The sequence below is a fragment of the Meridianimarinicoccus zhengii genome, from assembly GCF_003254465.1.
Taxonomy (GTDB): Bacteria; Pseudomonadota; Alphaproteobacteria; order Rhodobacterales; family Rhodobacteraceae; genus Meridianimarinicoccus; species Meridianimarinicoccus zhengii.
The window spans coordinates 1-25,043 of the sequence record NZ_QDFI01000025.1; the positions used below are offsets into that span (position 1 = coordinate 1).

General features: G+C 67.5%; 24 protein-coding genes, 2 tRNA genes and 1 pseudogene. 10 read left to right on the plus strand and 17 right to left on the minus strand.

Annotated elements, in window-relative coordinates; translation table 11 throughout:
* The 5 genes and pseudogenes from DDE13_RS09840 to DDE13_RS09860 form a co-directional block, all read left to right on the plus strand.
* Positions 1-470, plus strand: a pseudogene (locus tag DDE13_RS09840) (AsmA-like C-terminal region-containing protein); the annotation flags it as partial.
* The gene (queA, locus tag DDE13_RS09845) at positions 467-1,531 is read left to right on the plus strand and encodes a tRNA preQ1(34) S-adenosylmethionine ribosyltransferase-isomerase QueA (RefSeq protein ID WP_111403915.1); all 1,065 of its coding nucleotides are present in this window, start codon (positions 467-469) and stop codon (positions 1,529-1,531) included. The pseudogene DDE13_RS09840 and the gene queA, both read left to right, overlap by 4 nt.
* A 109-nt stretch (positions 1,532-1,640) precedes the next feature.
* The gene (locus DDE13_RS09850) at positions 1,641-2,948 is read left to right on the plus strand and encodes an MFS transporter (protein WP_111403916.1); all 1,308 of its coding nucleotides are present in this window, start codon (positions 1,641-1,643) and stop codon (positions 2,946-2,948) included.
* 73 nt (positions 2,949-3,021) lie between these two features.
* Complete coding sequence (locus tag DDE13_RS09855) at positions 3,022-3,630, plus strand: DUF924 family protein (protein ID WP_111403917.1); 609 nt, start codon at positions 3,022-3,024, stop codon at positions 3,628-3,630.
* 215 nt (positions 3,631-3,845) lie between these two features.
* The gene (locus DDE13_RS09860) at positions 3,846-4,355 is read left to right on the plus strand and encodes a GNAT family N-acetyltransferase (RefSeq protein ID WP_111403918.1); all 510 of its coding nucleotides are present in this window, start codon (positions 3,846-3,848) and stop codon (positions 4,353-4,355) included.
* 16 nt (positions 4,356-4,371) lie between these two features.
* On the opposite strand, the gene DDE13_RS09865 is transcribed toward DDE13_RS09860, so the two are convergent.
* The 6 genes from DDE13_RS09865 to DDE13_RS09890 all read right to left on the minus strand — a co-directional run bounded on the left by DDE13_RS09865 (position 4,372) and on the right by DDE13_RS09890 (position 11,649).
* Positions 4,372-5,034, minus strand: coding sequence for a discoidin domain-containing protein (locus tag DDE13_RS09865; RefSeq protein WP_162630937.1), 663 nt, complete (start codon positions 5,032-5,034; stop codon positions 4,372-4,374).
* 29 nt (positions 5,035-5,063) lie between these two features.
* Entirely contained in the window at positions 5,064-5,354 is a 291-nt protein-coding gene (locus DDE13_RS09870; RefSeq protein WP_111403920.1) for a DUF2189 domain-containing protein, read from the minus strand.
* A gap of 294 nt (positions 5,355-5,648) precedes the next feature.
* Positions 5,649-6,467, minus strand: coding sequence for a DUF2189 domain-containing protein (locus DDE13_RS09875; protein ID WP_111403921.1), 819 nt, complete (start codon positions 6,465-6,467; stop codon positions 5,649-5,651).
* A gap of 132 nt (positions 6,468-6,599) precedes the next feature.
* Positions 6,600-7,724, minus strand: a complete 1,125-nt coding sequence (gene prfB, locus DDE13_RS09880) for a peptide chain release factor 2 (protein ID WP_111403922.1) — start codon at positions 7,722-7,724, stop codon at positions 6,600-6,602.
* 158 nt (positions 7,725-7,882) lie between these two features.
* A complete protein-coding gene (locus DDE13_RS09885) occupies positions 7,883-10,411 on the minus strand; it encodes a penicillin-binding protein 1A (protein WP_111403959.1) in 2,529 nt (842 codons plus the stop codon).
* Positions 10,412-10,497: 86 nt separating this feature from the next.
* Complete coding sequence (locus DDE13_RS09890; protein WP_111403960.1) at positions 10,498-11,649, minus strand: pyridoxal phosphate-dependent aminotransferase; 1,152 nt, start codon at positions 11,647-11,649, stop codon at positions 10,498-10,500.
* 52 nt (positions 11,650-11,701) lie between these two features.
* Between DDE13_RS09890 and DDE13_RS09895 the strand changes: the two genes are divergently transcribed.
* Together DDE13_RS09895 and DDE13_RS09900 are read left to right on the plus strand one after the other, a co-directional pair.
* Positions 11,702-13,054: a M48 family metalloprotease gene (locus tag DDE13_RS09895; protein ID WP_111403923.1), complete on the plus strand. Its 1,353-nt coding sequence runs from the start codon at positions 11,702-11,704 to the stop codon at positions 13,052-13,054.
* 2 nt (positions 13,055-13,056) lie between these two features.
* Positions 13,057-13,818, plus strand: a complete 762-nt coding sequence (locus tag DDE13_RS09900; protein ID WP_111403924.1) for a DsbA family protein — start codon at positions 13,057-13,059, stop codon at positions 13,816-13,818.
* Between the two features lie 16 nt (positions 13,819-13,834).
* Here DDE13_RS09900 and ispG read toward each other — a convergent pair whose 3' ends face one another.
* The 4 genes from ispG to DDE13_RS09920 all read right to left on the minus strand — a co-directional run bounded on the left by ispG (position 13,835) and on the right by DDE13_RS09920 (position 18,254).
* Entirely contained in the window at positions 13,835-14,968 is a 1,134-nt protein-coding gene (ispG, locus tag DDE13_RS09905) for a flavodoxin-dependent (E)-4-hydroxy-3-methylbut-2-enyl-diphosphate synthase (protein WP_111403925.1), read from the minus strand.
* Positions 14,969-15,216: 248 nt separating this feature from the next.
* Positions 15,217-16,443 carry a helix-turn-helix domain-containing protein gene (locus tag DDE13_RS09910; RefSeq protein WP_111403926.1) on the minus strand — a complete coding sequence of 409 codons (1,227 nt, stop codon included), beginning with the start codon at positions 16,441-16,443 and terminating at the stop codon, positions 15,217-15,219.
* Positions 16,444-16,619: 176 nt separating this feature from the next.
* Positions 16,620-17,843: a 5-aminolevulinate synthase gene (gene hemA, locus DDE13_RS09915; protein WP_111403927.1), complete on the minus strand. Its 1,224-nt coding sequence runs from the start codon at positions 17,841-17,843 to the stop codon at positions 16,620-16,622.
* A gap of 334 nt (positions 17,844-18,177) precedes the next feature.
* A tRNA-Asp gene (locus DDE13_RS09920) sits at positions 18,178-18,254 on the minus strand.
* A 267-nt stretch (positions 18,255-18,521) separates the two neighbouring features.
* Between DDE13_RS09920 and DDE13_RS09925 the strand changes: the two genes are divergently transcribed.
* Both DDE13_RS09925 and DDE13_RS09930 read left to right on the plus strand, forming a co-directional pair.
* Positions 18,522-19,778 carry a PQQ-dependent sugar dehydrogenase gene (locus DDE13_RS09925; protein ID WP_162630938.1) on the plus strand — a complete coding sequence of 419 codons (1,257 nt, stop codon included), beginning with the start codon at positions 18,522-18,524 and terminating at the stop codon, positions 19,776-19,778.
* 2 nt (positions 19,779-19,780) lie between these two features.
* On the plus strand, positions 19,781-20,359 hold the full coding sequence (locus DDE13_RS09930; RefSeq protein ID WP_111403929.1) for a c-type cytochrome: 579 nt from the start codon (positions 19,781-19,783) through the stop codon (positions 20,357-20,359).
* A 238-nt stretch (positions 20,360-20,597) separates the two neighbouring features.
* Here DDE13_RS09930 and DDE13_RS09935 read toward each other — a convergent pair.
* Positions 20,598-20,674: transfer RNA gene (locus DDE13_RS09935), tRNA-His, on the minus strand.
* 115 nt (positions 20,675-20,789) lie between these two features.
* Between DDE13_RS09935 and DDE13_RS09940 the strand changes: the two genes are divergently transcribed.
* Positions 20,790-21,002: a DUF6324 family protein gene (locus tag DDE13_RS09940; RefSeq protein ID WP_111403930.1), complete on the plus strand. Its 213-nt coding sequence runs from the start codon at positions 20,790-20,792 to the stop codon at positions 21,000-21,002.
* Here the strand turns inward: DDE13_RS09940 and DDE13_RS09945 are convergent.
* The 6 genes from DDE13_RS09945 to DDE13_RS09970 form a co-directional block, all read right to left on the minus strand.
* Positions 20,968-21,444 (minus strand): MmcB family DNA repair protein, encoded by a 477-nt coding sequence (locus tag DDE13_RS09945; protein WP_235868657.1) that lies wholly within the window; start codon positions 21,442-21,444, stop codon positions 20,968-20,970. The two genes, DDE13_RS09940 and DDE13_RS09945, sit on opposite strands and share 35 nt — an antisense overlap.
* A gap of 324 nt (positions 21,445-21,768) precedes the next feature.
* Positions 21,769-22,071 (minus strand): hypothetical protein, encoded by a 303-nt coding sequence (locus DDE13_RS09950; RefSeq protein ID WP_111403932.1) that lies wholly within the window; start codon positions 22,069-22,071, stop codon positions 21,769-21,771.
* Between the two features lie 88 nt (positions 22,072-22,159).
* A complete protein-coding gene (gene nusB / locus DDE13_RS09955; RefSeq protein ID WP_111403961.1) occupies positions 22,160-22,597 on the minus strand; it encodes a transcription antitermination factor NusB in 438 nt (145 codons plus the stop codon).
* Between the two features lie 38 nt (positions 22,598-22,635).
* The gene (locus DDE13_RS09960; RefSeq protein ID WP_111403933.1) at positions 22,636-23,157 is read right to left on the minus strand and encodes a 6,7-dimethyl-8-ribityllumazine synthase; all 522 of its coding nucleotides are present in this window, start codon (positions 23,155-23,157) and stop codon (positions 22,636-22,638) included.
* Positions 23,157-24,272 carry a 3,4-dihydroxy-2-butanone-4-phosphate synthase gene (ribB, locus tag DDE13_RS09965; protein ID WP_111403934.1) on the minus strand — a complete coding sequence of 372 codons (1,116 nt, stop codon included), beginning with the start codon at positions 24,270-24,272 and terminating at the stop codon, positions 23,157-23,159. Before ribB ends, DDE13_RS09960 begins: the two co-directional genes overlap by 1 nt.
* Before the next feature lie 115 nt (positions 24,273-24,387).
* Positions 24,388-24,993 (minus strand): riboflavin synthase, encoded by a 606-nt coding sequence (locus DDE13_RS09970; protein WP_111403935.1) that lies wholly within the window; start codon positions 24,991-24,993, stop codon positions 24,388-24,390.
* Positions 24,994-25,043: the final 50 nt, after the last annotated feature.

Here is a 25,043-nt window from a genome sequence, read left to right on the forward strand (position 1 = left end):
TGGCGGGGCCGGGGCGCTATCGCGGCCAGTTGCGTCTGGCCGGGCTGACCCTGCCGCCGGGCGGGGCTGCGGCGCTGCGCGCGGGTGCGGCCACCGATGCGGCGGCGGGCGATGGCATGGCGTTCGAAGACGTGCGGGCGGAGTTCACGCTCGGCCCCGACCGGATCGACCTGCACAGTGCATCGGCCACCGGGGCGTCGCTGGGGCTTGCGGTGGACGGGCGCGTGAACCTGCGCGACCGCACGCTGGCACTGCAGGGTGTGGCCTCACCGCTCTATTTCCTCAACCGGATGGGGGCGTTCATGACCCGGCGGGGCGAGGGTCTGATCGGCTTGCATTTCACCCTGACCGGCCCCATGGACGCCCCCGACCTGAACGCCAACCCCCTGTCGGTGCTGACACCCGGTCCGCTGCGCGAGATGTTCCGCAGCGGCCCGAACGCCGCCACCCCGCCCGAGGACCGCGAGTGACGCTGGACGATTTCGATTTCGACCTGCCCGAAGACCTGATCGCCACCCGGCCCGCACGGCCGCGCACATCCGCACGGCTGCTGGTGGCGGGTCCGGACCGTATCGACGACGCGCATGTGTTCGACCTGCCGTCCTTCCTGCGGCCCGGCGACCGGCTGGTGCTGAACGATACCCGCGTGCTGCCGGTGCGGCTGACGGGTATCCGGCACCGCGCCACGGACACCGGCAGCGGCCAGGCGCGGATCGAGATCACGCTGCTGGAACCGCAGGCGGACGGCGCCTGGAGCGCGCTGGTCAAGCCGCTGCGCAAGCTCGCCCCCGGAGAGGTCGTCATCGTCAGCGACCGGCTGTCCGCGACGTTCCGGGGCCGCGACGCGGATGGTGCCGCGATCCTTGCGCTGACCCTGTCGGGCGACGATCTGGAGGCAGAACTGGCGCGCGCGGGCGCGATGCCGCTGCCGCCCTACATCGCCACACGCCGTGCCGCCGACGTGCAGGACATGGAGGATTACCAGTCCGTCTTCGCCCGTCGCAACGGGGCGGTCGCGGCGCCGACGGCATCGTTGCATTTCGACCAGCCGCTGCTGGACCGGATCGCGGCCATGGGCGTCGGGTTCAGCCATGTCACGTTGCACGTGGGCGCGGGCACGTTCCTGCCGGTGAAGGTGGAGGACCCCGCCCGGCACCGGATGCACGCCGAATGGGGCGAGGTCACGCCGCGCGCCGCTGCCGAGATCGAAGGCACCCGCGCCGCGGGGGGACGGATCATCGCCGTGGGCACCACGGCGCTGCGCCTGCTGGAAACCGCTGCGCGTGCCACGGGGCGCGTCGAACCGATGGCGGAACCCACCGACATCTTCATCTATCCCGGCTTCGATTTCCGCGCCGTGGATGGTCTCATGACCAACTTCCACTTGCCGAAATCGACCCTCATGATGCTCGTGAGCGCGCTGATGGGCACGGACCGGATGCAGGCCGTCTATGCCCATGCCATCGCGCAGCGCTACCGCTTCTTCAGCTATGGCGATGCGTCGCTCCTGCTGCCGGGCGGCAAGCGTTGATCGTCTCTGCCGCTTTCATGGGCAGGTTGTGAAAAAGGGTATTCCGCCGCCCCGGCATCCGCGTTAGGGGAACCCGCGCCCGGCCCGAACCCAAAACGCGAGTCCCGTCATGATCGACACCCTGTCCCGGTCCTGGGCGCTCCTGCTGGGCATGTTCCTGCTGATGGTCGGCAACGGCATCCAGGGAACGCTGCTGGGTGTGCGCGGGGGCATCGAGAACTTCACCACGTTCGAGATGTCGCTCGTGATGTCGGCCTACTTCGCCGGGTTCCTCGGCGGGTCCTACCTTACGCCGCGGATGATCCGGCGGGTCGGACATGTGCGGGTCTTCGCGGCGCTCGGGTCCATGGTCTCGGCGATCCTGATCCTGTTTCCCACGGTCACGGAACCGTGGGTCTGGATCGTGCTGCGCGCCTTCATGGGCCTTTGCTTTTCAGGGGTCTACGTCACCGCCGAGAGCTGGTTGAACAACGCGACCTCGAACGAGAACCGCGGCAAGGCGCTGTCGCTCTACATGATCGTGCAGATGGGCGGGATCGTGTCGGCGCAGGGGCTCATGACGCTGGGCGATCCGTCGGGCTTCGTGCTGTTCGTCGTGCCGTCGGTGCTCGTCTCGCTAGCCTTCGCGCCGATCCTTTTGTCGGCGACGCCCACCCCCGCCTTCGAGACCACGAAGGCCATGAGCACATTACAACTCTTCCGGCTCGCGCCCTTGAGCTGCGTGGGCAGTTTCCTGCTGGGCGGCGTCTTCTCGGCGCTGTTCGGGATGGCGTCTGTCTTCGGCGGGCAGGCGGGGCTGGGCGTGGCCGAGATCTCGGCCTTCGTCGCGGCGATCTATGTGGGCGGGCTGATCCTGCAGTTTCCCATCGGCTACCTGTCGGATCGCATGGACCGGCGGCGGTTGATCCTCATGGTGGTCGCCGTCGGTCTTGTGGGCACGGCGGTCGGGCTGATGGGCGGCGGGTTCCCGGCGCTGCTGGTTTCGGCGTTTCTCGTGGGCGGGGCGGCGAACCCGCTCTATGGACTCGTGGTCGCCTATGCCAACGATTACCTGACGCTCGACGACATGCCCGGCGCGTCGGGGCAGCTGATCTTTCTCAACGGGGTGGGGGCCATGGGCGGCCCGATCCTGACCGGCTGGATGATGGAACGGCTCGGCCCCGGCGGGTTCTTCGTCTTCATCGCGGCGCTGCTGACGGTGATGCTTGTCTATGGCTTCTACCGGTCCTTCCGCCGCCCGGCGCCATCCCCGTCCGAAACGGGCAGCTTCGCGCCGATCACGCTGACCGCCACGGCGCTGACGCTGAATGCCGCAGCCGCCGGACCGGACGACGATCTGCCCGGGGCGCCGACGGCGGACTCGGACGACGCGGACGAGGATGAGGAACTGGAGGAATTCCCGCCCCCTGCTGCCTGAATTCCAGGCGACACTTGCCCGGCGGCACCTTATTTGTAACAGTCAGACAACAACGTGACAGGCGGAACACCCCATGGGACAGACCACCCGACCCGAAACCGCTGGCGCCTCGGCGCAGGATATCCTCGATTTCTGGATCGACGAGACCGGCGTGGACAAGTGGTACGTTACCGATGATGCGCTCGACGCCGCGATCCGCAACCGGTTCGAAGCGCTCTGGACGCGTGTGATGCGCGGCGGGGCGCTGGGGTGGCATCCGACACCTGCCAACATGCTGGCGGCGATCATCCTGTTCGACCAGTTTCCGCGCAACATGTTCCGGGCCGACCCCCGCGCCTATGCCAGCGACGCGCTGGCGCGGGCCAAGGCCAAGCACGCGATCGACATGGACTGGGACCGCCGGATCGACGGGCCCCAGCGGCAGTTCTTCTACCTGCCGCTGATGCATTCGGAATGCCTTGCGGACCAGGACCGCTGCGTGCGGCTGTTCAAGGATCGCATGCCCGAGGCGGCGGACAACCTGATCCATGCCCGCGCCCACCGCGAAGTGATCCGCCGCTTCGGCCGCTTCCCGCATCGCAACAGCGATCTTGGCCGCGACAGCACCGCCGCCGAACGCGCCTTCGTGGAGACCGAGGGCGGGTATGGCGCGATGGTGAACGCGCTGCGCGCGGCGGCCTGATCCAGCAATCATCGCTGCACCGTTCCCCGGGTGATCGTCGGACGGCGGCGCGCGGTAGACCATGGCCGTACAGGCGCTCGGCGCATCCGCGACACTGCGCCCGATCCGAGCGGGCGATGCTGCCGCACGATTGCGCCTGACGGCGAAACGCTCTAGTGGCGGGCCCGCGAGGGCGGGCGGAGCGGCCCTGTATCGGCGCGGGGGAGGCGTGGCGCGTGTTCCATCTGACACCGGAAAAGCCCGACGACCATTGGGAGGTCGAGGCGCTCTATGACCTGTGCTTCGCGCCGGGACGGGAGGCCTTGTCATCCTACCGGCTGCGCGACGGCGTGCCGCCCGTCGCCGACCTGTCGGTCACCGCGCGTGACGGCGAAGGCATCCTTGCGGGGGCGATCCGGTTCTGGCCCGTGGCGGTTGGCGGTGCGCCTGCGCTGCTTCTTGGCCCCGTGGCGGTTCATCCGACCCGGCAGGGTGAGGGGCTTGGCGGGCTGCTGATCCGGGACGGTCTGCACCGTGCCGCCGACCTGGGCTGGCAAAGGGTCATGCTGATCGGGGATGCGCCCTATTACGGACGCTTCGGGTTCTCGCGCCTGTCCGGTGTGGAAATGCCGCCGCCCACGAACCCCGACCGGGTTCTGGGGATCGCGTTGTCGCCCGGCGCCTGGAACGGCGTTGCGGGGCGCGTCACGCAGCCCGGCCAGGATCGCGCGACCCTGGCCAGCTAGGAACGTTCGCGGTCGCTCAGCCCTGACGGCGCGTGCGCCGCGTTGCGGCCAGACCCGTGGCCAATGCGCTGCCGAGCAGGATCGCACCTGCGGGAATAGGGATCGGGGTCGACGTCGGGTCGACGGACGAGAACGCGATCTCGCCCAGCGAACACTCATCGGTGGAACCCGGATCAGGCTGCGGGCAACCGGAAAAATCCATGCGGAAATAGCGCATGGCGGTCGTGGCGATGCCGAAGACCTCGGCCGGGTAGTCGGCAAGCGGATTGTCGGCCGGGTTGATCGTGCCAAGGCTTCCAAAGGTCACGCCGTCGGTGGAAGACGACAGGGCCGCGGTGGAAAAGCCGCTCGATTCCTCGACCCAGAGCGCGATCCGGTCGATGGTCAGCACGGCTCCAAGATCGAAGGTCAGGGTTGGTGTCAGGTTGCCGAAATCCGAGAACCATTCGTTGTCGCGCGCGATCAGCGTGTGGGTCGGGTTCGACCCGAGATAGGTATCGAAATCCGTCACGCCGCTGACATAGCTCGCGCTCAGCCCAGACTGGTTGATCGTTGCACTTGCGGGGACAAGCGCGCGTTCAGACGATGCCGTGACGCTCACGGCGCTGACGATGGACGCGGCCTGCGCGCCAACGGACAGAAGTACGACGGCAAGTACCGCCGATAGAACTGTTTTCATCATTGTTCTCCCAAGCAGCCGAAAAAATCCTACAAGTGAAATTTACCTTCGGTCAATAAGCGATTTCCTTGACTCATTTGGCCGCCTGCGTTGACGGTGCCGCATCCAGCCAGCCCAGCCACGCGGCCGAGGAAGATGCAGAAGATGAACAGGACAATCAACACGGCCGCCATGGACGTGATCTGGCGGTCCTTCTCGCGCCAGACGCCGGTGAGCGCGCGGCCCATGTAAGCCGCGCCAGCCCCGCGCAGCCGACTGATCTCGTACAGACCAAGGACGGAGGCCGGGCCAAGCAGCGGAAACCTGACGGTCGCCAGCAGGAGCCAATAGCGCTGACCGGTTCACACCGTGACGCGCTACGGCACCAAGCCGCACAGCGCGTAGACGCCGCAAAAGAACTGCCCGTATCCCCAGTTTGCGGTGAAATCCCGCCATCCCGCCACAAGAGCGCCGCCGATCATCGCCCCGGTGACGGGCCTGACCGAAACGACGCGCCGACATTCGCGGGCTTCCCGTCGGCGCCGGTCATCGCAGCACCAGCACTCCCGCCCGGGGCATTCCACCATGGCGCGGTAATGATGCCACGTATGGCAGCGCCAGCGCCCCTGCCCCGCTCAGTCCACCACGGCGCGGTAAAGATGCCACGTCCCGTGCCCGAGAACCGGCAGCGCGATGAACAGGCCAAGGAACGCGGGCAGCATCGCCACGACCAGCATCGCCACCACGATCGCCGCCCAAATCATCATCGGGCGCAGGTTCTCGATCACCGCCTGCACGCTGGTGATCGTCGCCGTCACCACGTCGATTTCCCGGTCCAGCAGCAGCGGCATGCTGACCACCGTGATCGAGAACACCAGAAGCGCAAAGGCCGCGCCCAGGCCGGTCACGATCAGCAGCATCACGATACCATCAAGCGTGAAGATCGCCTCGCGCGTGGTGAAGATGTTGGTCATCGCGTCATTGCTGAGAAACAACGCGAACGTCACCCGCGCCAGCACCAGCCAGCACAGCGCAAGGAACAGGATCACGACGCCCATGAAGGGCATCTGCCCGTCGCGCTGGCGGAACACGGCACCAAGGATCGCGGACTTGTCCAGTGGTTCGCCCGCCTCCCGCCGCCGGCTGACCTCGTAAAGCCCGATGGCAAGGAACGGACCCAGAAGCGGAAAGGCGAAGGCGAGCGGCACGAGAACGCCCGCATTGCCCACCATCCGCGACAGCGCCCACAGGAGCAGCCCGCCGACGACGTAGACGCCGCCGAAGAACAGCCCATAGCCGGGTGCCGCCTTGAAATCGTCGAAGCCCTTGCGCAGGGCCGACCGGACAGTGTCCGTGGTGATGGTCTTGACGGTCGGGGCCTTGGCGGCGGGGGCCGCCGTTTCGGAATAGTCCGGCCGGGGGCCATCGGGGCTGGGATATCGGACGTGAGCCATGGTCGCCTCCTCGCGCAAGTTTCGTCGTTTGCCCCAGCATGCCGTGGAAGTGCCGCACGATCAAACCCACAATGGCGTCGCGCGACGACATGTGCAGCGCCGCGCCCGAACGGGTCCGCACGGACGTTCCGGTCAGCCGTTTGCCTGCGCGTCCGCCCGGCTCTTGCCGCTCAGGTTCAGCGCCAGCGTCGCCGCCATGAACTTGTCGAGATCCCCGTCGAGAACCCCGCCCGTGTCCGAGGTTTCGACATTGGTGCGCAGGTCCTTCACCATCTGGTAGGGCTGCAGGACATAGGACCGGATCTGGTTGCCCCAGCCCGCGCTGCCCTTGGCGTCGTGCGCTTCGTTGATCGCGGCGGTCCGGCGGTCCAGCTCCATCTGGTAGAGCCGCGATTTCAGAGCCTTCATGGCGATGTCGCGGTTCTGGTGTTGGGATTTCTCGGAACTGGTCACGACGATGCCCGTGGGGTGGTGGGTGATCCGCACCGCGGAATCGGTGGTGTTCACGTGCTGCCCGCCCGCGCCCGACGACCGGTAGGTGTCCACACGGATATCCGCCGGGTTCACCTCGATGTCGATATTGTCGTCCACCACCGGATAGACCCAGACGCTGGCGAAAGACGTCTCGCGCGTGCCCTTTCCGAAGGGCGAGATCCGCACCAGCCGGTGCACACCCGATTCCGTCTTGAGCCAGCCATAGGCGTTCGGCCCGCTGATCTTGTAGGCGACGGACTTGATCCCGGCCTCGCCACCCGCTTCCTCGGACTGCAATTCCACGTCGTAGCCATGTGCCTCGGCCCAGCGGACATACATCCGCTGGAGCATCTGCGCCCAGTCGCAGGCCTCCGTGCCGCCCGCGCCCGCGTTGATTTCCAGGAACGTGTCGTTGCCGTCCGCTTCCCCGTCCAGCAGCGCCTCGATCTCCTTCTTGGCGGCGGTTTCCGCCAGCCCGCGGATCGCGGCCTCGGCATCCGCGACGACCTCGGCGTCGTCCTCAGCCTCGCCCAGCTCGATCAGCTCGATATTGTCGTCGAGATCCTGTTTCAGCCCGCGATAGGTCGCCATGGCGTCAACCAGCATCTGGCGGTCGCGCATGAGCTTCTGCGCGCGCGCGGGATCATTCCACAAGTCCGGATCCTCGGCCATCGCGTTGAACTCTTCCAGCCGGTGGGGCGCCGTGTCCCAGTCCAGCCGCTGGCCCAACAGGTCGAGCGACTTGCGGATATCGGCCACGAGTGTCTGGATCTCGGCGCGCATGGATCACCTTCCTCAAAGCGGAGCAACCGGCCCCCTCGGGCCATGAGCGCGCGTTATATCAGCGTGACGTGGGCAGGCAAGGTCGCGCCTACCGGCGCGCTCAACCAACGTCGCGCCCAGCGGCGCGCTCTATCAAGGTCCCGCGCGCAGCGTGAAGGTCAGTAGAGCCCGCCCGAACTGATCGTGCCGAACCCGGCCTGCGGCGCGATGCGCCGAACCTCGCCGGTGGAGGTCGTGACCTCGCGCCCATCTTCCAGCGCCTCGGACCGGGTGAAGAGCGGCAGGTTGCCGCCCATGGCGAAGCCCCCGTCGATCGCCGCCACGCCGAAGGCCGGGTCGATCCCGTCGCGGAAGTATTCCGCAACGACATTCGGGCCGCTCGCGTCGTTTGGCAGGCGGGCACCGGTCACGCGGTCGATCTTGATGAAATGCCCGCCGGGCGGAACCTCGAACGGGCCGCCGCCGAATGCCTCCACCGCGTGGGTCATGAACTCGTTGAACACCGGCCCGCACATGCCGCCGCCCGACGCGCCGCTGCCCAGCGACCGGGGCTGGTCGAAACCGATGTAGCAGCCCGCCACGATGTTCGACGTGAAGCCCACGAACCACACGTCCTTCTCGTCGTTGGTGGTGCCGGTCTTGCCCGCCGTCGGCACCGGCAGGTTCACGGTGCGCGCCGCGGTGCCGCGATCCACCACGCCCTGCATCATCGACGTGATCTGGTAAGCCGTGATCGGGTCGATCACCTGTTCGCGGTCATCGGCGATGCGCGGCGCCTCGCCCGCCGCCAGGGCCGGATCGCCGCAATCGATGCAGTCCCGCGCATCGTGGCGGTACACCGTCCGCCCCCAGCGATCCTGGATGCGGTCCACCAGCGTCGGCTCCACCCGTTCGCCGCCATTGGCGAACATCGCATAGGCCGCCACCATCCGGTAGAGCGTCGTCTCCCCCGACCCCAGCGAATTGGCCAGGAACGGGTCCATGTCGTCATAGACCCCGAAACGCTCGGAATAGGCCGCCACCTTGTCCATCCCCACGGCCTGCGCCAGCCGGATGGTCATCAGGTTCCGCGACCGCTCGATGCCCGTGCGCAGCGGCGTCGGCCCGTAGAAGCGGTTGGAATAGTTCTTCGGCCGCCAGATCTCGCCGCCAATATTCACCTCGATCGGCGCATCCACCACGATGGTCGCGGGCGTGTAGCCATTGTCGAGCGCGGTGGCATAGACGAAGGGCTTGAACGACGACCCCGGCTGGCGCGTCGCCTGCGTGGCGCGGTTGAACACCGAATTCTGATAGGAAAATCCGCCCTGCATGGCGATCACGCGGCCCGTGTTCACGTCCATGGCGACGAACGCGCCCTGCACTTCCGGGATCTGGCGCAGGCTGTAATGGGTGACTTCCGCGTCCTCGCCCGTTTCGGCACGGACATAGACGATCTCGCCCAAGCCCAGCAGGTCGTCGGGCACGCGCGGGCGGCGCTCGCCCCGGCGCGCGGCCCATTGCATCTCGTCCAGCGGGATCACGTCGGTGTCCGGGTCCACGGGCTGGCCCTCGATCCCGATGCGCGCTTCCGTGTCGGACAGCGACAGCACCACGGCGAGCTTCCAGCCATCAATGTCGCGCGGCAGGTCCGCACTGTCCAGCGCGCCGCGCCAGTCCGCTTCCGTGCCCAGCGCCTCGGCCTGCACGAACTGCCCCGTGCCACGCCACAGCCCGCGCTGGCGGTCATAGCGTTCCAGCCCGCCGCGCAGCGCTTCGGCCGCGCGCTGCTGAAGGTCCGGGTCCAGTGTGGACCGCACCGACAACCCGCCGGTGAAGAATTCCGCCTCGCCGAAATCGCGGCTCAGCTGGCGCCGGATCTCGTCGGTGAAATAGCCGCGCGGCGGGATCGCCGCCCGGAAGCTTTCGAAATCGCCCGATTGAACCGTGCGCAATGGTTCCGCCTGCGCGCGGCGACGTTCCGCGTCGTCGATATATCCGTTCTCGAACATCTCGCGCAGCACGAAATTGCGCCGCCCCACCGCGCGGTCCCGTTCACGCACCGGATGCAGGGTCGATGGCGCCTTGGGCAGCGCGGCCAGATACGCCGCCTCTTCCACGGTCAGGTCGGCGAGGATCTTGTTGAAATAGGTCTGCGCCGCCGCGGCCACCCCGTAACTGTTCTGCCCGAGATAGATCTCGTTAAGGTACAGCTCTAGGATCTGCTCCTTGCTCAGCGTCTGCTCCAATCGCGTGGCGAGAATCAGTTCCTTGATCTTGCGCTCGGCCGACCGGTCCGAAGACAGCAGGAAGTTCTTCATCACCTGCTGCGTGATGGTGGACGCGCCGCGCAGTTCGCCCCCCTGCGCCATGTCCAGCACCGCCGCCGCGATCCCCACCGGATCGAAACCGCCATGGGAATAGAAATTCTTGTCTTCCGCGGAAATGAAGGCCTGCTTCACGAGATCCGGGATCTCGCTGGCCGGGGCGAACAGCCGCCGTTCGCGGGCGAACTCGTCGATCAACTGCCCCTCGCCGGAATAGACCCGGCTGATCGTGGGCGGCGCGTATTGCGCAAGCTGTTCGTGGTTCGGCAGGTCGCGGCCATACATCCACAGCACCCCGCCGACCATGATCGCGGCCAGAACCGCGCCGATGGTCACGAAGCTGAAGATCGCGCCGAAGAATCCGAAGATGAAGCGAAGCAAGGTCGATACCTTCCGGAAGGAAACGCTGCCCATATACCCCGCGCAGCCCGCAGGGTCAAAATCACAACTCGTGTCGGGTTGTCACGTCACGCGGCCCCCCGCGCGCGCATGTAGGCGGTGAGCCGCGCAAGCCCCTCGCGGATATCCGCCGTCGCCGCGGCATAGGAAAACCGCAGCGTCCCGTGCCCGCGCACCGGGTCGAAATCCAGCCCCGGCGTGACCGCGACCCCCGCCCGGTCAAGGATGTCGCGTGCGAAGGACAGGCTGTCATCGGTCAGGTGCGACACGTCGGCATAGATGTAGAACGCGCCGTCGGGCGGCGCGATCCGGTCAAACCCCGCCCGCGGCAGCCCGTCGAGCAGCAGGCGCCGGTTCTCGGCATAGGACGCGCGCACGGCCTCGGCCTCGTCCCGGCCTTCCAGCGCGCCGATGGCCGCGACCTGGCTGGCATGGGGCGGGCAGATGAACAGGTTCTGCGCCAGCCGTTCCACCGTGCGCACCATGCCGGGCGGCACGACCATCCAGCCCACGCGCCATCCCGTCATGCAGAAATACTTCGAAAAGGAATTCACTACGATCACGTCGTCGGTCAGCTCCAGCGCGCTGGTGGCGCGGTCGGCGAAATGGAGTCCGTGATAGATCTCGTCCGAAATCAGGGCCGTGCCCTGCGACGCGCATGTGTCCACCAGCGCCCCCAGACCCGCGTGATCGAGGATTGTGCCCGTCGGGTTGGCGGGCGAGGCCACGATCAGCCCGTCCAGATCGCCGGGCACGTCCCCCGGTCCCATCCGGTGTCCCGCCGCGTCCCCGGTCGGCACGCCCACAGGCGTCATCGCCAGCGCTTTCAGGATCTGGCGATAGCTGGGATAGCCCGGTTCCGACACGCCGACACGCGCGCCCGTGTCGAACAGCGCCGTGAACGCCAGCACGAAGGCGCCCGACGATCCGGCGGTGACGATGACGCGGCCCGGGTCCAGATCGACGCCGTACCAGTCGCCGTAAAGCCGCGCGATGCCCGCGCGCAATGCCGGCAGTCCCAGCGCCACTGTATAGCCCAGCGGCGCGCTCGCACCCAGCGCCTGCGCCAGCGCGTCATGGGCAGAGCGCGGGGCCGGGCTGCCGGGCTGGCCGATCTCCATGTGGACGATGTGGCGGCCCGCGGCCTCGGCCTCGGCGGCGGCGCGCGCCACATCCATCACGATGAAGGGATCGACCGCGCTGCGGCTTGATGTTTTCATGGAATTCTCCGACACCTTGGCCATGCGTTCGCATCCCCCGCGCCCCAGGTCAATGACCCGCGCCGCCCGCCCCCTCAGCCTGCTGCGCGCGCTCTGCGCGGCGGCGGTGCTGGTGCTGTCGGCGCTGCCCGCCGCGGCGCAGGGGCTGATCCGCGATGCGGGGATGGAACACGGACTCGACCGGATGGCGCGGCCCATCCTGACCGCTGCGGGCTTGCCCGCGAACCGCACCCGCGTGCTCGTGGTCAACGACATGCAGATGAACGCCTTCGTCGTGGACAGCCGCACGATCTTCGTCACCGCCGGGCTGATCCTGCGCATGCAGAGCGCGGACGAACTCCAGGCCGTGATCGCCCATGAAGCCGCCCATATCTCCAACGGCCATTTTGCGCGCCGGGGGCTGAACGCGCAGGCCGCGCGCAACGCCGCACTCGTGGGCCTTGCGGTGGGCGTCGCCGCCGGCGCGGCATCCGGCACGCCCGAGGCCGGGGTGGGCATCGCCCTCGGCACCCAATCGAGCGCACTGCGCAATTTCCTCAGCCACACCCGCGAGGAAGAGGCCGCCGCGGACAAGTCCGGCATGCGTTACCTCGCCATCGCGGGCGTGGACCCCGCCGCGCTTGGCGCCGTGCTGGAAAACTTCGCGGGGCAGGAGGCGCTGACCCCCGGCCAGCAGGACCCCTACGCCCGCTCCCACCCGCTGTCGCGCGAACGGGTCCGCGCCGTGGAATCGACCGCCACGGCACTGGACCCCCTGCCCGCCGACCGGGCGGAGGAACATTACTGGTTCGACCGCACCAAGGCACTGCTGTCCGCCTATTTCCGCGCGCCCGGCTACACCTTCCGCCGCGTCGGCGCGGACGACACCTCCGACGCCGCCCGCATCGCCCGCGCCATGGCCCATCACAGGAACGGCGACCTGCCCGCGGCCCGCGCCGAACTCACCGCCGCCATCGACGCCCGCCCCGAAGACCCGTTCCTGCATGACCTTATGGGCTGGATCGAACTCGAATGGGGCAACTGGGACGCCGCGCGAGACGCCTATGCCCGCGCCGCCGAACTCGCCCCGCGCGAGCCGCTCATCAAGGCGGGCTATGGCCGCGCCCTGCTGGCCCGCGACACGGCCCCGGACAATGCCCGCGCGCTGGAGGTCCTGACCGACGCCCGCGCCCGCGACCCCTATGACGCGAACCTGCTGCGCGACCTCGCCATCGCCCATGCCCGCGCCGGGCAGGACGGGCTTGCGGCCCTCGCCACCGCCGAACGCTACGCGCTGACCGGACGGCTGGAGGACGCGGGCGTGCTCGCGCGCCGGGCCGAAGGGGCGCTGCCCACGGGTTCCCCCGGCTGGTCGCGCGCGCAGGACATCGTCCGCGCCGCTGAAATGAACGAGAAACGGAGATGACGATGCTGACCACCGCCCTGCGCCCCGCGCTGACCGGCCTGGCGCTCTGCGCCAGCCTTGCGGCCCCCGCCGCGGCCTTCGACATGCAGGCCATGACCCCGGACGAACGCACTGCCTTCCGCGCTGAGATCCGCGCCTACCTGCTCGACAACCCGGAGGTGCTCATGGAGGCCATCGGCGTGCTGGAGGCCCGCGAACAGGCGGCGCAGGCCGCCGGCGACCGCGACCTGATCGCCAGCCTGTCGGACGAGATCTTCGCCGACGGCCGGTCCTGGGTCGGCGGCAACCCCGATGGCGACGTGACGCTGGTGGAATTCATGGATTATCGTTGCAGCTATTGCCGCCGCGCCCATGAAGACGTGACCGAACTGCTCGACCGCGACGGCGACATCCGCTTCGTGGTCAAGGAATTCCCGATCCTCGGGCCGGACTCCCTGCTCGCCTCGCGCTTCGCCATCGCCGTGCGCAACACCGCCGGCGCCGACGCCTATGGCACGGTCCACGACGCGCTGATGACGATGCGCGGCAACGTGACCGAGGACAGCCTGACCCGCATCGCCCGCGACGCGGGGCTGGACCCCGAACCGATCCTCGCGGCCATGGACGCGCCCGATGTGGTGGCGGAACTGCAAGCCAACCGCGCGCTGGCCGAACGGCTCGGGATCAACGGCACGCCGGGCTTCGTGCTGGGCGACGAGATCCTGCGCGGCTACCTGCCGCTGGCGCAGATGCAGGAACGGGTCGCGCAGGTCCGGGCCGACTGACCCGGACGCGCGGCGCTCATTCCGCCGCGCGTCCGGCCGCGGTGGCCTCCGCCTCGATCTCCTCGGCCTTCTTCTCCACCTGCTCGACGATGTGCTCGATCATCTGGTCGTTGCTCAGCTTGTGGCTTTGCTTGCCCGCAAGATAGACCATGCCCGACCCGGCCCCGCCGCCGGTGAAGCCCACATCGGTCATCAGCGCCTCGCCGGGGCCGTTCACCACGCAGCCGATGATCGACAGGCTCATTGGCGTCTTGATGTGCTCCAGCCGCTGCTCCAGCTTCTCCACCGTCTTGATGACGTCGAACCCCTGCCGCGCGCAGGACGGGCAGGAAATGATGTTCACGCCGCGATGCCGCAAGCCCAGCGATTTCAGGATCTCGTACCCGACGCGGATCTCCTCCACCGGGTCGGCGGACAGGCTCACCCGGATCGTGTCGCCAATGCCCATCCACAGAAGATTGCCCAGCCCGATGGCCGATTTAACCGTGCCCGCGTTCAGTGTGCCCGCCTCGGTGATCCCCAGATGCAGCGGCGCATCCGTCGCCTCGGCCAGCGACTGATAGGCGGCAGCGGCCAGGAACACGTCCGACGCCTTCACGCTGATCTTGTACTCGCGGAAATCGTTGTCCTCGAGAATGCGGATGTGATCCATCCCGCTTTCGACCATCGCCTCGGGACACGGCTCGCCGTATTTCTCCAGCAGGTCGCGCTCAAGGCTCCCGGCGTTCACGCCGATGCGAATCGAACAGCCGTGATCCTTCGCGGCCTGGATCACCTCGCGCACGCGCTTTTCATCCCCGATATTGCCGGGATTGATCCGCAGGCAGGCCGCCCCCGCCTCCGCCGCCTCGATGGCGCGGCGGTAGTGGAAATGGATGTCGGCCACGATGGGCACCGGGCTTTCGCGCACGATCTCGCGCAGCGCGCGGGTCGATGCCTCGTCCGGGGTGGACACGCGCACGATATCCGCCCCCGCCTCGGCACAGGCCTGCACCTGCGCGATGGTCGCGGCCACGTCGGTCGTGTCGGTGTTGGTCATGGTCTGCACGCTGATCGGCGCGTCCCCGCCCACGGGCACCGACCCGACCATGATCTGCCGGGACTTCCGGCGGTCGATATTGCGCCACGGGCGGATGGGATTGTGCGACATGGGGTCTGGCCTCGCTTGCCCGGAAGGATCGCTGTCACGCAGGACAATAGGGCCGCGACGCCGCCGCTGCAACGCCGCTCCCGGTCACGCGGGCGTGGCCACGGCGTCGGTGCGGGTGCACGGGCCGCCGCGTGTCACCGGCGGGCCGATCCGCGGCCCGGCCCGCCGGTCCGGTCCACCGGCGCACCATGGCGGAACGGCAGACTGGCGCGGATGCAGGGGTTCGGGGGCTGTCGGGCCGCGCGCGTTCAGTCCGCGGCGGGCGTGGGTTCGGCCGGGGCGATCACCAGTTCCGCAAGCCGTGCAAGCTCCGGATCGGCGGACAGATCGGCCACGGCATAGCTGTCCGTCAGCGCCTCGGCCGACAGGACCACGTTCTTGGCGACCGACGTGCCCGCGCCCGCGGGGCCATAGGTTTCCCCGTTCACGGCGAAGAAGACGGACCCCGAATTGCCCGCACGCAGGGTCGGCGGCACGTCGCTGTCGGGCAGCACGAAACGCTCGCCCTCTTCCATGATCTTTTCCAGCAGCACCGTGCCGTCGGCGGCGCGCACGCGCACCCATGCAGGGCGGCGCGCGAACATCACGACCGCCGGCGGCGGGGCCTCGACAACCTGCACCTCGGGCGTATCGTCGTCTGTGTCCTCGGCGTCCCGGTCCGCATCGGCGATGGCGGCGGGCGGCGGGGACAGCATGTCGCGGGGTGGCTCGGCGCGGGCAAAGACGCCCTGCGCATCGGGGTCGAGCGTCGCGATCGGCCCGTCGCGCGGCACCAGAACGGGGGTATCGAGCGCCTGCGGGCGATAAAGCCGCTCCATCGCCGCGACGCTCGGCGCACTGTTGTCGATGCCAAGCCCGGCCATGTCGCGCGCCACCGCCTCCGGCCCCGCGACGGCAAGCGGCGCATCCACCGGCGCCACGGTCACGCGCTGGATTTCCTGCAGGACCGACCAGCCGCCATATCCCAGCGCCCCGGCCAGTGCCGCCAGCACCAGCACGGACCCCACGGCCCCGGCCTGCACGCCCTGGAACAGGCCCGGCGTGGGTGCTGCGCTGATCGGGCTGCGCGCCAGCATCGCGGCACTCGGATCGTTGCGGCGCACGGGCGTCGTGCGCCCGCCGCGGGTCTTGGGCTTGCGCGCATAGACCTGCGCCTCGAGCCCGCCCACATGGGAAAAGCCGCTTTCCGAACAGAAACGCTGATAGACCCAGTCCGGACTCATGCCCAGATACCGGGCATAGGACTTCACGTAACCGGCGATGAATCCGGGCGTCTCGAACACCGACAGGTCGGCATCCTCGATCCCCGCCAGGTATTCCGCCTTGATCTTGATGTCGCGCTGCACGTCGAGCAGGGACTTCCCGAGCGTAGCGCGCTCGCCACGCATCAGGTCGCCCAGCGTCAGTTCGTAATCGTCGAAACTTTTCAGTCCGGTCTCACGCCCTAGCGTGGGCCCCGCGCTGTGCCCGTTCATGCGACATGTCCCATGCCTACTGCCCTTGCCCCGGCATCCACGCGATTCGGCGCGCGCGGTTTGCATACATCAAGCGTAGCACAGGCAACAGGACCGCGCACCCGTCATGCGCGTGGTAGCGCACCAACCGTAAACAGCAGGTTACGCGGAATTCCGCCCAGCGGCCGCCGCGCCCGTCAGGCCGACAGAGACTTGCGCGCCAGCGCGCAGTGCGACCACAGCCCGTCCAGCGCGCGCACCAGCCGGTCCATGTCGTCCGGCCCGTGCACCGGCGACGGGGTGAAGCGCAGCCGCTCCGTCCCCCGCGGCACGGTCGGGAAATTGATCGGCTGCACGTAGATCCCGCTCTCCGACAACAGCCGGTCCGAGATCATCTTGCACTTCACCGGGTCGCCCACCGGCACCGGCACGATATGGCTGCCATGGTCGATCAGCGGCAGCCCGATCCCCTTCAGCCGCGCCTTCAGGATGCGCGCCTGCGCCTGGTGGCGTTCGCGCAGGAACGTGTCACCCTTCAGGTGCCGGATCGACGCCGCCGCCCCCGCCGCCACCGCCGGCGGGATCGACGTGGTGAAGATGAAGCCCGGCGCATAGGACCGGATCGCGTCCACCATCCGCGCCGAGGCGGCGATATACCCGCCCATCACGCCATACGCCTTGCCCAGCGTGCCGTTGATGATGTCGATGCGCCCCATCAGCCCGTCGCGCTCGGCCACGCCCGCACCGCGCGGCCCGTACAGCCCCACGGCATGCACCTCGTCCAGATAGGTCAGCGCGCCGAACTCGTCGGCGATATCGCAGATCTCGGCGATGGGGCCGAAATCGCCATCCATCGAATAGACCGACTCGAACGCGATCACCTTGGGCGCGGCCGGGTCCAGCCCTTCCATGATCTCCCGCAGATGCGCGAGGTCGTTGTGGCGGAAGATGTGCTTCTCGCCCCGCCCGTGCTTGATTCCCTCGATCATCGACGCGTGGTTCAGCTCGTCCGAGATGATGACCAGCCCCGGAAACAGCCGCGGCAGCGTGCTCAGCGTCGCGTCGTTGGCGATATACGCCGAGGTGAAGACAAGCGCCGCTTCCTTGGCGTGCAGGTCGGCCAGCTCCGCCTCCAGCCGGCGGTGATAGACCGTCGTGCCCGAAATGTTGCGCGTGCCCCCGGACCCCGCGCCGGTGGCGTCCAGCGCCTCGTGCATCGCCGCCAGAACCGCGGGGTGCTGGCCCATGCCCAGATAGTCGTTCCCGCACCACACGGTGATCGGCTGTTCCGTCCCGTCGGGCCGGGTCCAGACCGCGTGGGGAAACTGCCCCTGCCGCCGCTCGATATCGATGAACGTGCGATAGCGGCCTTCCTGGTGAAGCCGGGCGATCGCGGCGTCGAGCTGGGCGGTGTAGTCCAAGATCAGTTCCTCCTGCGGTCCCTCACCCCTGTCTCAGAGGGGTCTGGTCGATGCGCGGCCCGGGTCCGCCCGGTCATATTCGTGTCACAGAATAGTTTGCCAAGACAAGATGCATCCGCAGATACAAAATGCCGCGAAAGGACGCGCGCGGAAAACCGGGCGCCCGCGCCCGCGGGGCGATCCGCGGCAGCCACGCTGCGACTGTGCAGAACCTAGGCGCCTGCCGGTCCATGGCCAGATGGCCCGACACAGGGTAAAGGCTCCGTGCACGAAAAAACCCCGGTCCATAGGACCGGGGCTTTTTTCGACCCCGTAATCGGGTTGAAACGGCAAGTGGCGCGGTTGACGGGGCTCGAACCCGCGACCCCCGGCGTGACAGGCCGGTACTCTAACCAACTGAGCTACAACCGCGCATCGCCTTGCGTTTGGGCGGAATATGCCGCGGCGCAGACAGGGTCAAGCGGATTTTCCGGCCCGCCCGGCAAAAAATCCGCGCCGCGCTGCCTGAATGTTCGCGCGCGCATGGCTCTCATCCCGCGGGCGCATGGCGGCAAAAAAACTTTACCAATCTGCGCAAGCCATGGTAACACAGGCTACGATGTCGCGGCCCGCCGCGAAGCACGGGCACACATTGGGCCAACGGGTCGGAGGAGACCCAACTACCTGGGAGGAAAATCCATGAATCGTTACATGATGTCGGCGGCCGTTCTGGCGTTGACGGCGGGGGCCGCGTCGGCCCAGGAGACGGACTCGCGGTCCAACCTCGAAAAGATGCAGAACATGCAATCGACCGGCACGACGGAATTCACGTTCGTCGAGCAGGGCGGCGACTATGCCGACGGCATCAGACGCACGCTGGAACGCATCACCCTGCCCGACGGGTTCAAGATCGAACTTTACGCCATCGTGCCCGACGCGCGCCACATCGCCGTCGGCCCGCAGGGCATCGTGACCTTCGTGGGCACCCGCAAGGACAAGGTCTGGGCCGTCACCGATCGCAACAAGGACCGCGTCGCCGACGAGGTAAAGGATTTCGCGCCCTCGCTTGATTTCGCGATCCCCAACGGCGTGTGCTTCAGCCCGGACGGCATGCTGTACGTTGCCGCGCAGAACACCGTGCTCAAGTTCCCCGCGGCCGAGTTCTTCTATGAAAGCCCGGACATCGCCGTGGCGCCGATCGTGCCACAGGGCGAACTCATCCCCGCCGCCGAGGAATCGTTCAACCACAGTGCGCGGGTGTGCGACGTCGGTCCCGACGGGCTTCTCTACATCTCGCTCGGGCAGCCCTTCAACGTGTTCCCGCCCGAAAAGATGGAACTCTATAACGAGGTCGGCATCGGCGGCATCATCCGCATGGACCAGAACGGCGGCGGCCGCGAGGTCTACACCTACGGCGTGCGCAACTCCGTCGGGCAGGACTTCCACCCGGTCACGGGCGAACTGTGGTGGACCGACAACCAGGTCGACGGCATGGGCGACGACATCCCGCCGGGCGAAATCAACCGCCAGACCGAGATGGGCCAGCATTTCGGATTCCCCTGGTATGGCGGCGGTGACGTGCGCACCAACGAATACGCCGGACAGGAAGTGCCTGTCGATGTCGTGATGCCGGTGGTGGAAACCGTCGCGCACGCGGCGGATCTCGGGATGATGTTCTACACCGGCAACATGTTCCCCGATCAGTACCAGAACGCGATCTTCTCGGCGCAGCACGGATCGTGGAACCGCACCACGCCGGTCGGCGCGCGGGTCATGGTCACCTTCATCGACGACGAAGGCAACGCGCGGATCGAACCCTTCGCCGAAGGCTGGATCGACGAGAACGGCGAATATCTCGGGCGGCCCGTGGACGTGGCGCAACTGCGCGACGGCTCGCTGCTGGTGTCCGACGATCTCGCCGGCGCGCTCTATCGCATCTCCTACGACCCGTCGTGACGATGCGGACTTTCGCAACCCTGGCACTCGGCGGGCTGATGCTCGCTGGGGCCGCACCCGCCGCCGATCTCGACGAAGGCCGCAAGGTCGCGGGCATGTGCCGGACCTGCCACGGGCTGGACGGCTATGCGCGCATCCCCATCGCGCCGCATATCGGCGGAGAACCCGCCGGGTATCTCGAATCGCAGTTGATGGCCTTCAAGACCGGCACGCGCGAACACGAGATGATGACGGTGGTGGCGTCCTCGCTCTCGGCCGAGCAGATCGCGAACGTGTCCGCATGGTATGCGGCCCATGGCGCCGAGGCCGCCCTGCCCGACGGTGTGGACCCCGCGGGCGCGCCTGACGGCTGTGTCAGCTGTCACGGGACGGCCGGCATCTCGTCGCTCGACGACGCGCCGAACCTCGCGGCGGAAACGAACATCTACATCGACACGCAGCTCAAGGCGTTCCGCTCGGGCAAGCGCACGCACGAGCTTATGTCGAACATCGCCGCGGACCTGACCGATGCCGAGATTCGCGCCTATGCGGACTGGTACGGCGCCACGACTCTGACGATCACGCCGCCGCCGGGTCACTGACCGGCCGCGCTGCGGCACCGCTCCACGTCATTCACCAGCGAAACACGGACGCCGCGCGGACATCCCTGCGCGGCGCCCGGCCCCGCGTTCACGGCGCCGCAGGCCCGGCCGGAGTCATACAGGAGTCATACGCGAGTCATACGGAACTCCTACAGAACACCGACAGCCGCGCCGATGCGCACACCGTCGCCCGTACAGGTGGCGCGGCTTGCGAACAAAGTCAGCGATTTCAGGGGGATGGTACCGCCTCCCTGGCTTGAACAGGGGACCTCTGGATCCACAATCCAGCGCTCTAACCAACTGAGCTAAGGCGGCACGCTGCGGGTGTCTAGCCCCCCCGAATGCCGATTGCAAGCCCCCTCGCAACACGCTGCAAACACTTGTTTTATGGCGCCCGACAGGCTAAGCGCGCGACGAAAAGGAGCATGCCATGGGCATCAACACCGAAAGCGACATCGTCGCCAATCTCCAGATCGGCCCCACCGACAAGGGCATGGTCCGCATCTTCGTCGAAGCCGAAAACGCCGAGATTCCAATGGACTTCGACCCCGACGAAGCCGAGGAAATCGCACAGGAAATCATGGCCGCCGCCGAACAGGCCCGTGCCGTCAGCCGGAAAACCCCGCCGCGCCGGGGTCGGTGACCGCCAGCTGCCGCGCCGCCGCCATCCGCGCGAACCGCAAGGTCAGTGCCTTGCGGCGCGCAGGTGCCAGCCGATGTTCGTCCGGCATCCGCACCAGTTCCGCGCCGTAGCCATCCGCCAGGATAAGACCGCATGCTACAGGCAGGATATCCCTGGGAAATCCTGCTGAGACCGCAAAGAAGAACCGGTCCGCCCAATCGACGTATCCCGGCCACTTGTCGTCCGTCCGATAATCCGCACGGCAGGATTTGCACTCCACGATCCAGACCTCGCCCGCAGGTCCAAGCGCCATCAGGTCGGCACGCAAACCGCTGGGCAGCGTGACCTCCGTAAGCGCCAGGAAACCGATCTCCCGTAGGTGCCGCGCCACGCCCCTGGCGAGCGCGACGCCCGGCGCAGCGCCGGTCTGGATGGGTGCGTGTTCGACCATGGCCCAAACCATGAACAGCCCATGAACAGATTGCAAGCAGATGAACCCTTGCCGTCGGCCGCGTTGCGTATTACCTGCGATGGAGGCGGGTGCTGCCCTTCCCGTGCCTGTGGCTCAATTCCAGTGGCCTTAAGCGAAACCGAGGGGGCTGGCTCTGTCATGGCCCTGGTCATGTTAACCGGCGCCCACCTGTACAAACAGGCTCTCGGGAATAGCAAGCCTCCACGGTTGCGCGCGGGCCCGCCGCTAGCTCTGTCCCTGCACATGGTGAAGCCCTTGCGCGATCCTTGGCGCGCGACCCAGAAAATTAACTAATTTTCTGGTAGCCGCCCATGTCTACCGGTTGGTGTGACGCACGGCCACGGGGTCCGCAAGCACGCCATGAACGGCGTCGCGGCGACCGCTACCGCCGTCGTCCGCGCCATGCCCCCTTGGCAAGGCCAGCGCGAACTGGACGCCCGCGAAAACGATCCCGTTAAAGATCCACAGCATCAGGCACGCCAGCCAGCCGACCGGCGAACCCGAGATGAGCGACCACAGGTTCGCAACGTCGAACGCCAGCAGAAGCACTACGAACGCTGCGGAGATCGCGTATCCGATGATGACTTGACGGATATAGACCCTGACGAGATGCGGCATGACTTTGCCCTCCTGTTACCAGAGCTAGCGCGGCAGCGGCATGGCGACCAGTGCCCGCGCCGTCGCAGGCCCCACGCGCCGTTGGAACTCAGAAGGCTTCCGGCTTGGTCTCGCGCGCCATGTGGTCCAGCACGGCATTTACGAATTTGGGCTCGCGGCCCTCGGGAAAGAACGCTTCCGCAACTGTCACGAAATCAGCGATCACACGCTTCGGCGGCGTGTCCGAATTCACCAGCTCTGCCCCCGCCGCCCGGAATAGTGCGCGCAGCGTGGGGTCGATCCGCGCGATGGGCCACTTGGCCACCAGCGCACGGTCGGTGAGCTGGTCGATGCGCGCCTGCCAGTTGACTGCGTCCGTGACAAGCCGCCGGAACAGGCCGAGATCGGCCTCCACCATCTCGTAATCCTCGAACCGCTCGCCGAACCGGTGATCTTCGAATTCGCGCAGGACCTTGTCCAGAGTCTGGTCGCCGCGTTCCATCTGGAACAGCGCCTGCACCGCGAAGAAACGCGCGGCGGACCGCATTTCACGCCGCTGTCGCGCGGTTTCGTTGGTCACTGCGCTCACCGATCCCTGTCCGCCGAGGCGGGCACGAAGCCTGCGCCACTGGTTCGCCGGCCAAAACGACGGCCTGCCGCCACCAGATGCAGTGCGGCTGCCGCAGCCCCGCCGCCCTTGTTCTGGCCCGCGGGATCCGCGCGCACTGCGGCCTGGTCATAGGTTTCCACGGTCAGGATGCCGTTGCCGATGCAATAGCCCGCAAGGCCAAGCTGCATCAGCCCGCGTGAGCTGTCGTTGCACACGGTGTCGTAATGGGTCGTCTCGCCGCGGATCACGCATCCCAGCGCCACGAAGCCGTCGAAATCGCCGCTGCGGTCGGCTTGCCGGATCGCCGGGGGCAGTTCGAGCGCACCGGGCACGTCCAGCAAGTCATGGGTTGCGCCTGCCGCCTCCAGCTCCGCCTGCGCGCCTTGCAGCAGCGCCGCCGAGATGTCGCGGTAGTACGGTGCGCGCACGATCAGGATACGCGGCGCTGGCGCGTCGAACACGGGGCGCGGCAGGCTGTCATGGGTCGGTCCGGCCATCAGCCCAACTCCGAGATCTTGCGGGTGCCCGTGATTTCGAGACCGTAGGCTTCGAGCCCCACGACCTTCGGCGTGGGCGAGTTGGTCAGCAGTTCAAGCCGCGACAGCCCGAGCGAGGACAGGATCTGCGCCCCGAGTCCGTATTGCCGCAGGGTCTGCGGCGATGCCTCCGCCGACGCGGCAAGCTTCATGTGCAGGTCCCGCAACAGCACGACGACACCGCGGCCTTCGTCGGCCACGGCCTTCATGGCCTGCGAGAATTCATAGGCGCGGCCCATGGGTCCGGTACCCACCATGTCAAGCATCGGGTCCAGCGCGTGCATCCGCACCAGCACCGGTTCGGGTGTGGAGATATCGCCCTTGATGAGGGCGATGTGTTCCGCGCCCTGTGTTTCGTCGGTATAGACGCGCATCTGCCACTGCCCGCCGAATTCACTCTCGATGTTCCGTTCCTCGCGGATCCGCACGAGATTGTCGTGGCGGCGGCGATAGGCGATCAGGTCGGAGATCGTGCCGATCTTCAGGTTGTGGTGCTGCGCGAAGGCGATCAAATCCGGCAGGCGCGCCATGGACCCGTCTTCGCGCATGATCTCGCAGATCACGCCGGACGGGTTCAGTCCGGCCAGCCGCGCGATATCGACAGCCGCTTCGGTATGACCCGCGCGGACTAGCACCCCGCCATCGCGGGCGCGCAGGGGAAAGATGTGACCGGGCGTGGCAATATCCGCCGCCCCCTTGGACGCATCGATCGCCACGGCGACTGTCAGCGCCCGGTCATGGGCGGATATGCCGGTGGACACACCCTCGCGCGCCTCGATCGACACGGTGAACGCGGTTTCGTGGCGGGACGAGTTGGTCGATGCCATAAGCGGCAGCCCAAGCGCATCGATCCGCGTGCCCGTCAGGGTCAAGCAGATCAGCCCGCGGCCATGGGTTGCCATGAAGTTGATCGCGTCGGGCGTCGCCATCTGCGCCGGAATGACGAGATCGCCCTCGTTCTCCCGGTCCTCGTGATCGACGAGGATGAACATGCGCCCGTTGCGCGCATCGTCGATGATTTCCTCGACGCTGGAGATCGCGTCGGCGTAGTCGAAGGAGTCGTTGGGGTCGGACATCAGGGCACCTGCTTGGACTGGCGGCGACACATAGTCGAGCGCGCTGCAATTGACCAGAGGCCCTATGCCGGACAGCGGCGCGCCGGTGGGGGATCGATGATCCCGCGCGGACCGTTCAGCCGGCCCAATCCTGGAGGCGCGCGACGTAGCGGGCGAGCGTATCGATCTCGAGGTTCACGGCATCGCCGACCGCGGCATCGCCCCAGGTCGTCACCGCCTTGGTATGGGGGATGAAGTTGATCCCGAACAACGGACCCTCCACCTCGTTCACGGTCAGCGATGTTCCGTTCAGAGCCACGGACCCCTTCGGCGCGATGAACCGTGCCAGCGCATCGGGCGCGCGCAGGGTCACGCGGGTGCTGTCGCCCTCGTCCCGGATCGCCGTGATCTCGGCCACGCCGTCCACATGCCCCGACACGATATGCCCGCCCAGCTCGTCGCCCACGCGCAACGCGCGTTCAAGGTTGATCCGCTTGCCCGGTGTCCAGCCCGCCCCGATATTCGTCTTCGACACGGTTTCGGCCGAGATATCGACCTGGAACCAGCCGCCCGCAGGGGCGTTGCCCTTGCCCGTGACCGTCAGGCACACGCCGTCGCAGGCGATGGAGGCGCCAAGCGCCACGGCCGCCATGTCGTACCCGGTGGCGATCCGCGCGGTCAGGTCGCCGCGCTGTTCCAGATCGACGATGCGCCCGATATCGGTGATGATCCCTGTGAACATGCGGCCTTTCCCCTTTCATCCTTGATGCGGACCTAGCGCCTGCGCATCGG

What these genes read in the sequence shown, in the direction of transcription:
- DDE13_RS09850 (WP_111403916.1), top strand. Translation starts at nt 1,641, where the DNA reads ATGATCGACACCCTGTCCCGGTCCTGGGCGCTCCTGCTGGGCATGTTC.
- DDE13_RS09855 (WP_111403917.1), top strand. Translation starts at nt 3,022, where the DNA reads ATGGGACAGACCACCCGACCCGAAACCGCTGGCGCCTCGGCGCAGGAT.
- DDE13_RS09865 (WP_162630937.1), bottom strand. Translation starts at nt 5,034, where the DNA reads ATGAAAACAGTTCTATCGGCGGTACTTGCCGTCGTACTTCTGTCCGTT.
- DDE13_RS09875 (WP_111403921.1), bottom strand. Translation starts at nt 6,467, where the DNA reads ATGGCTCACGTCCGATATCCCAGCCCCGATGGCCCCCGGCCGGACTAT.
- prfB (WP_111403922.1), bottom strand. Translation starts at nt 7,724, where the DNA reads ATGCGCGCCGAGATCCAGACACTCGTGGCCGATATCCGCAAGTCGCTC.
- DDE13_RS09890 (WP_111403960.1), bottom strand. Translation starts at nt 11,649, where the DNA reads ATGAAAACATCAAGCCGCAGCGCGGTCGATCCCTTCATCGTGATGGAT.
- DDE13_RS09895 (WP_111403923.1), top strand. Translation starts at nt 11,702, where the DNA reads ATGACCCGCGCCGCCCGCCCCCTCAGCCTGCTGCGCGCGCTCTGCGCG.
- DDE13_RS09900 (WP_111403924.1), top strand. Translation starts at nt 13,057, where the DNA reads ATGCTGACCACCGCCCTGCGCCCCGCGCTGACCGGCCTGGCGCTCTGC.
- ispG (WP_111403925.1), bottom strand. Translation starts at nt 14,968, where the DNA reads ATGTCGCACAATCCCATCCGCCCGTGGCGCAATATCGACCGCCGGAAG.
- DDE13_RS09910 (WP_111403926.1), bottom strand. Translation starts at nt 16,443, where the DNA reads ATGAACGGGCACAGCGCGGGGCCCACGCTAGGGCGTGAGACCGGACTG.
- DDE13_RS09925 (WP_162630938.1), top strand. Translation starts at nt 18,522, where the DNA reads ATGAATCGTTACATGATGTCGGCGGCCGTTCTGGCGTTGACGGCGGGG.
- DDE13_RS09930 (WP_111403929.1), top strand. Translation starts at nt 19,781, where the DNA reads ATGCGGACTTTCGCAACCCTGGCACTCGGCGGGCTGATGCTCGCTGGG.
- DDE13_RS09940 (WP_111403930.1), top strand. Translation starts at nt 20,790, where the DNA reads ATGGGCATCAACACCGAAAGCGACATCGTCGCCAATCTCCAGATCGGC.
- DDE13_RS09945 (WP_235868657.1), bottom strand. Translation starts at nt 21,444, where the DNA reads ATGGTTTGGGCCATGGTCGAACACGCACCCATCCAGACCGGCGCTGCG.
- DDE13_RS09950 (WP_111403932.1), bottom strand. Translation starts at nt 22,071, where the DNA reads ATGCCGCATCTCGTCAGGGTCTATATCCGTCAAGTCATCATCGGATAC.
- nusB (WP_111403961.1), bottom strand. Translation starts at nt 22,597, where the DNA reads ATGCGGTCCGCCGCGCGTTTCTTCGCGGTGCAGGCGCTGTTCCAGATG.
- DDE13_RS09960 (WP_111403933.1), bottom strand. Translation starts at nt 23,157, where the DNA reads ATGGCCGGACCGACCCATGACAGCCTGCCGCGCCCCGTGTTCGACGCG.
- ribB (WP_111403934.1), bottom strand. Translation starts at nt 24,272, where the DNA reads ATGTCCGACCCCAACGACTCCTTCGACTACGCCGACGCGATCTCCAGC.
- DDE13_RS09970 (WP_111403935.1), bottom strand. Translation starts at nt 24,993, where the DNA reads ATGTTCACAGGGATCATCACCGATATCGGGCGCATCGTCGATCTGGAA.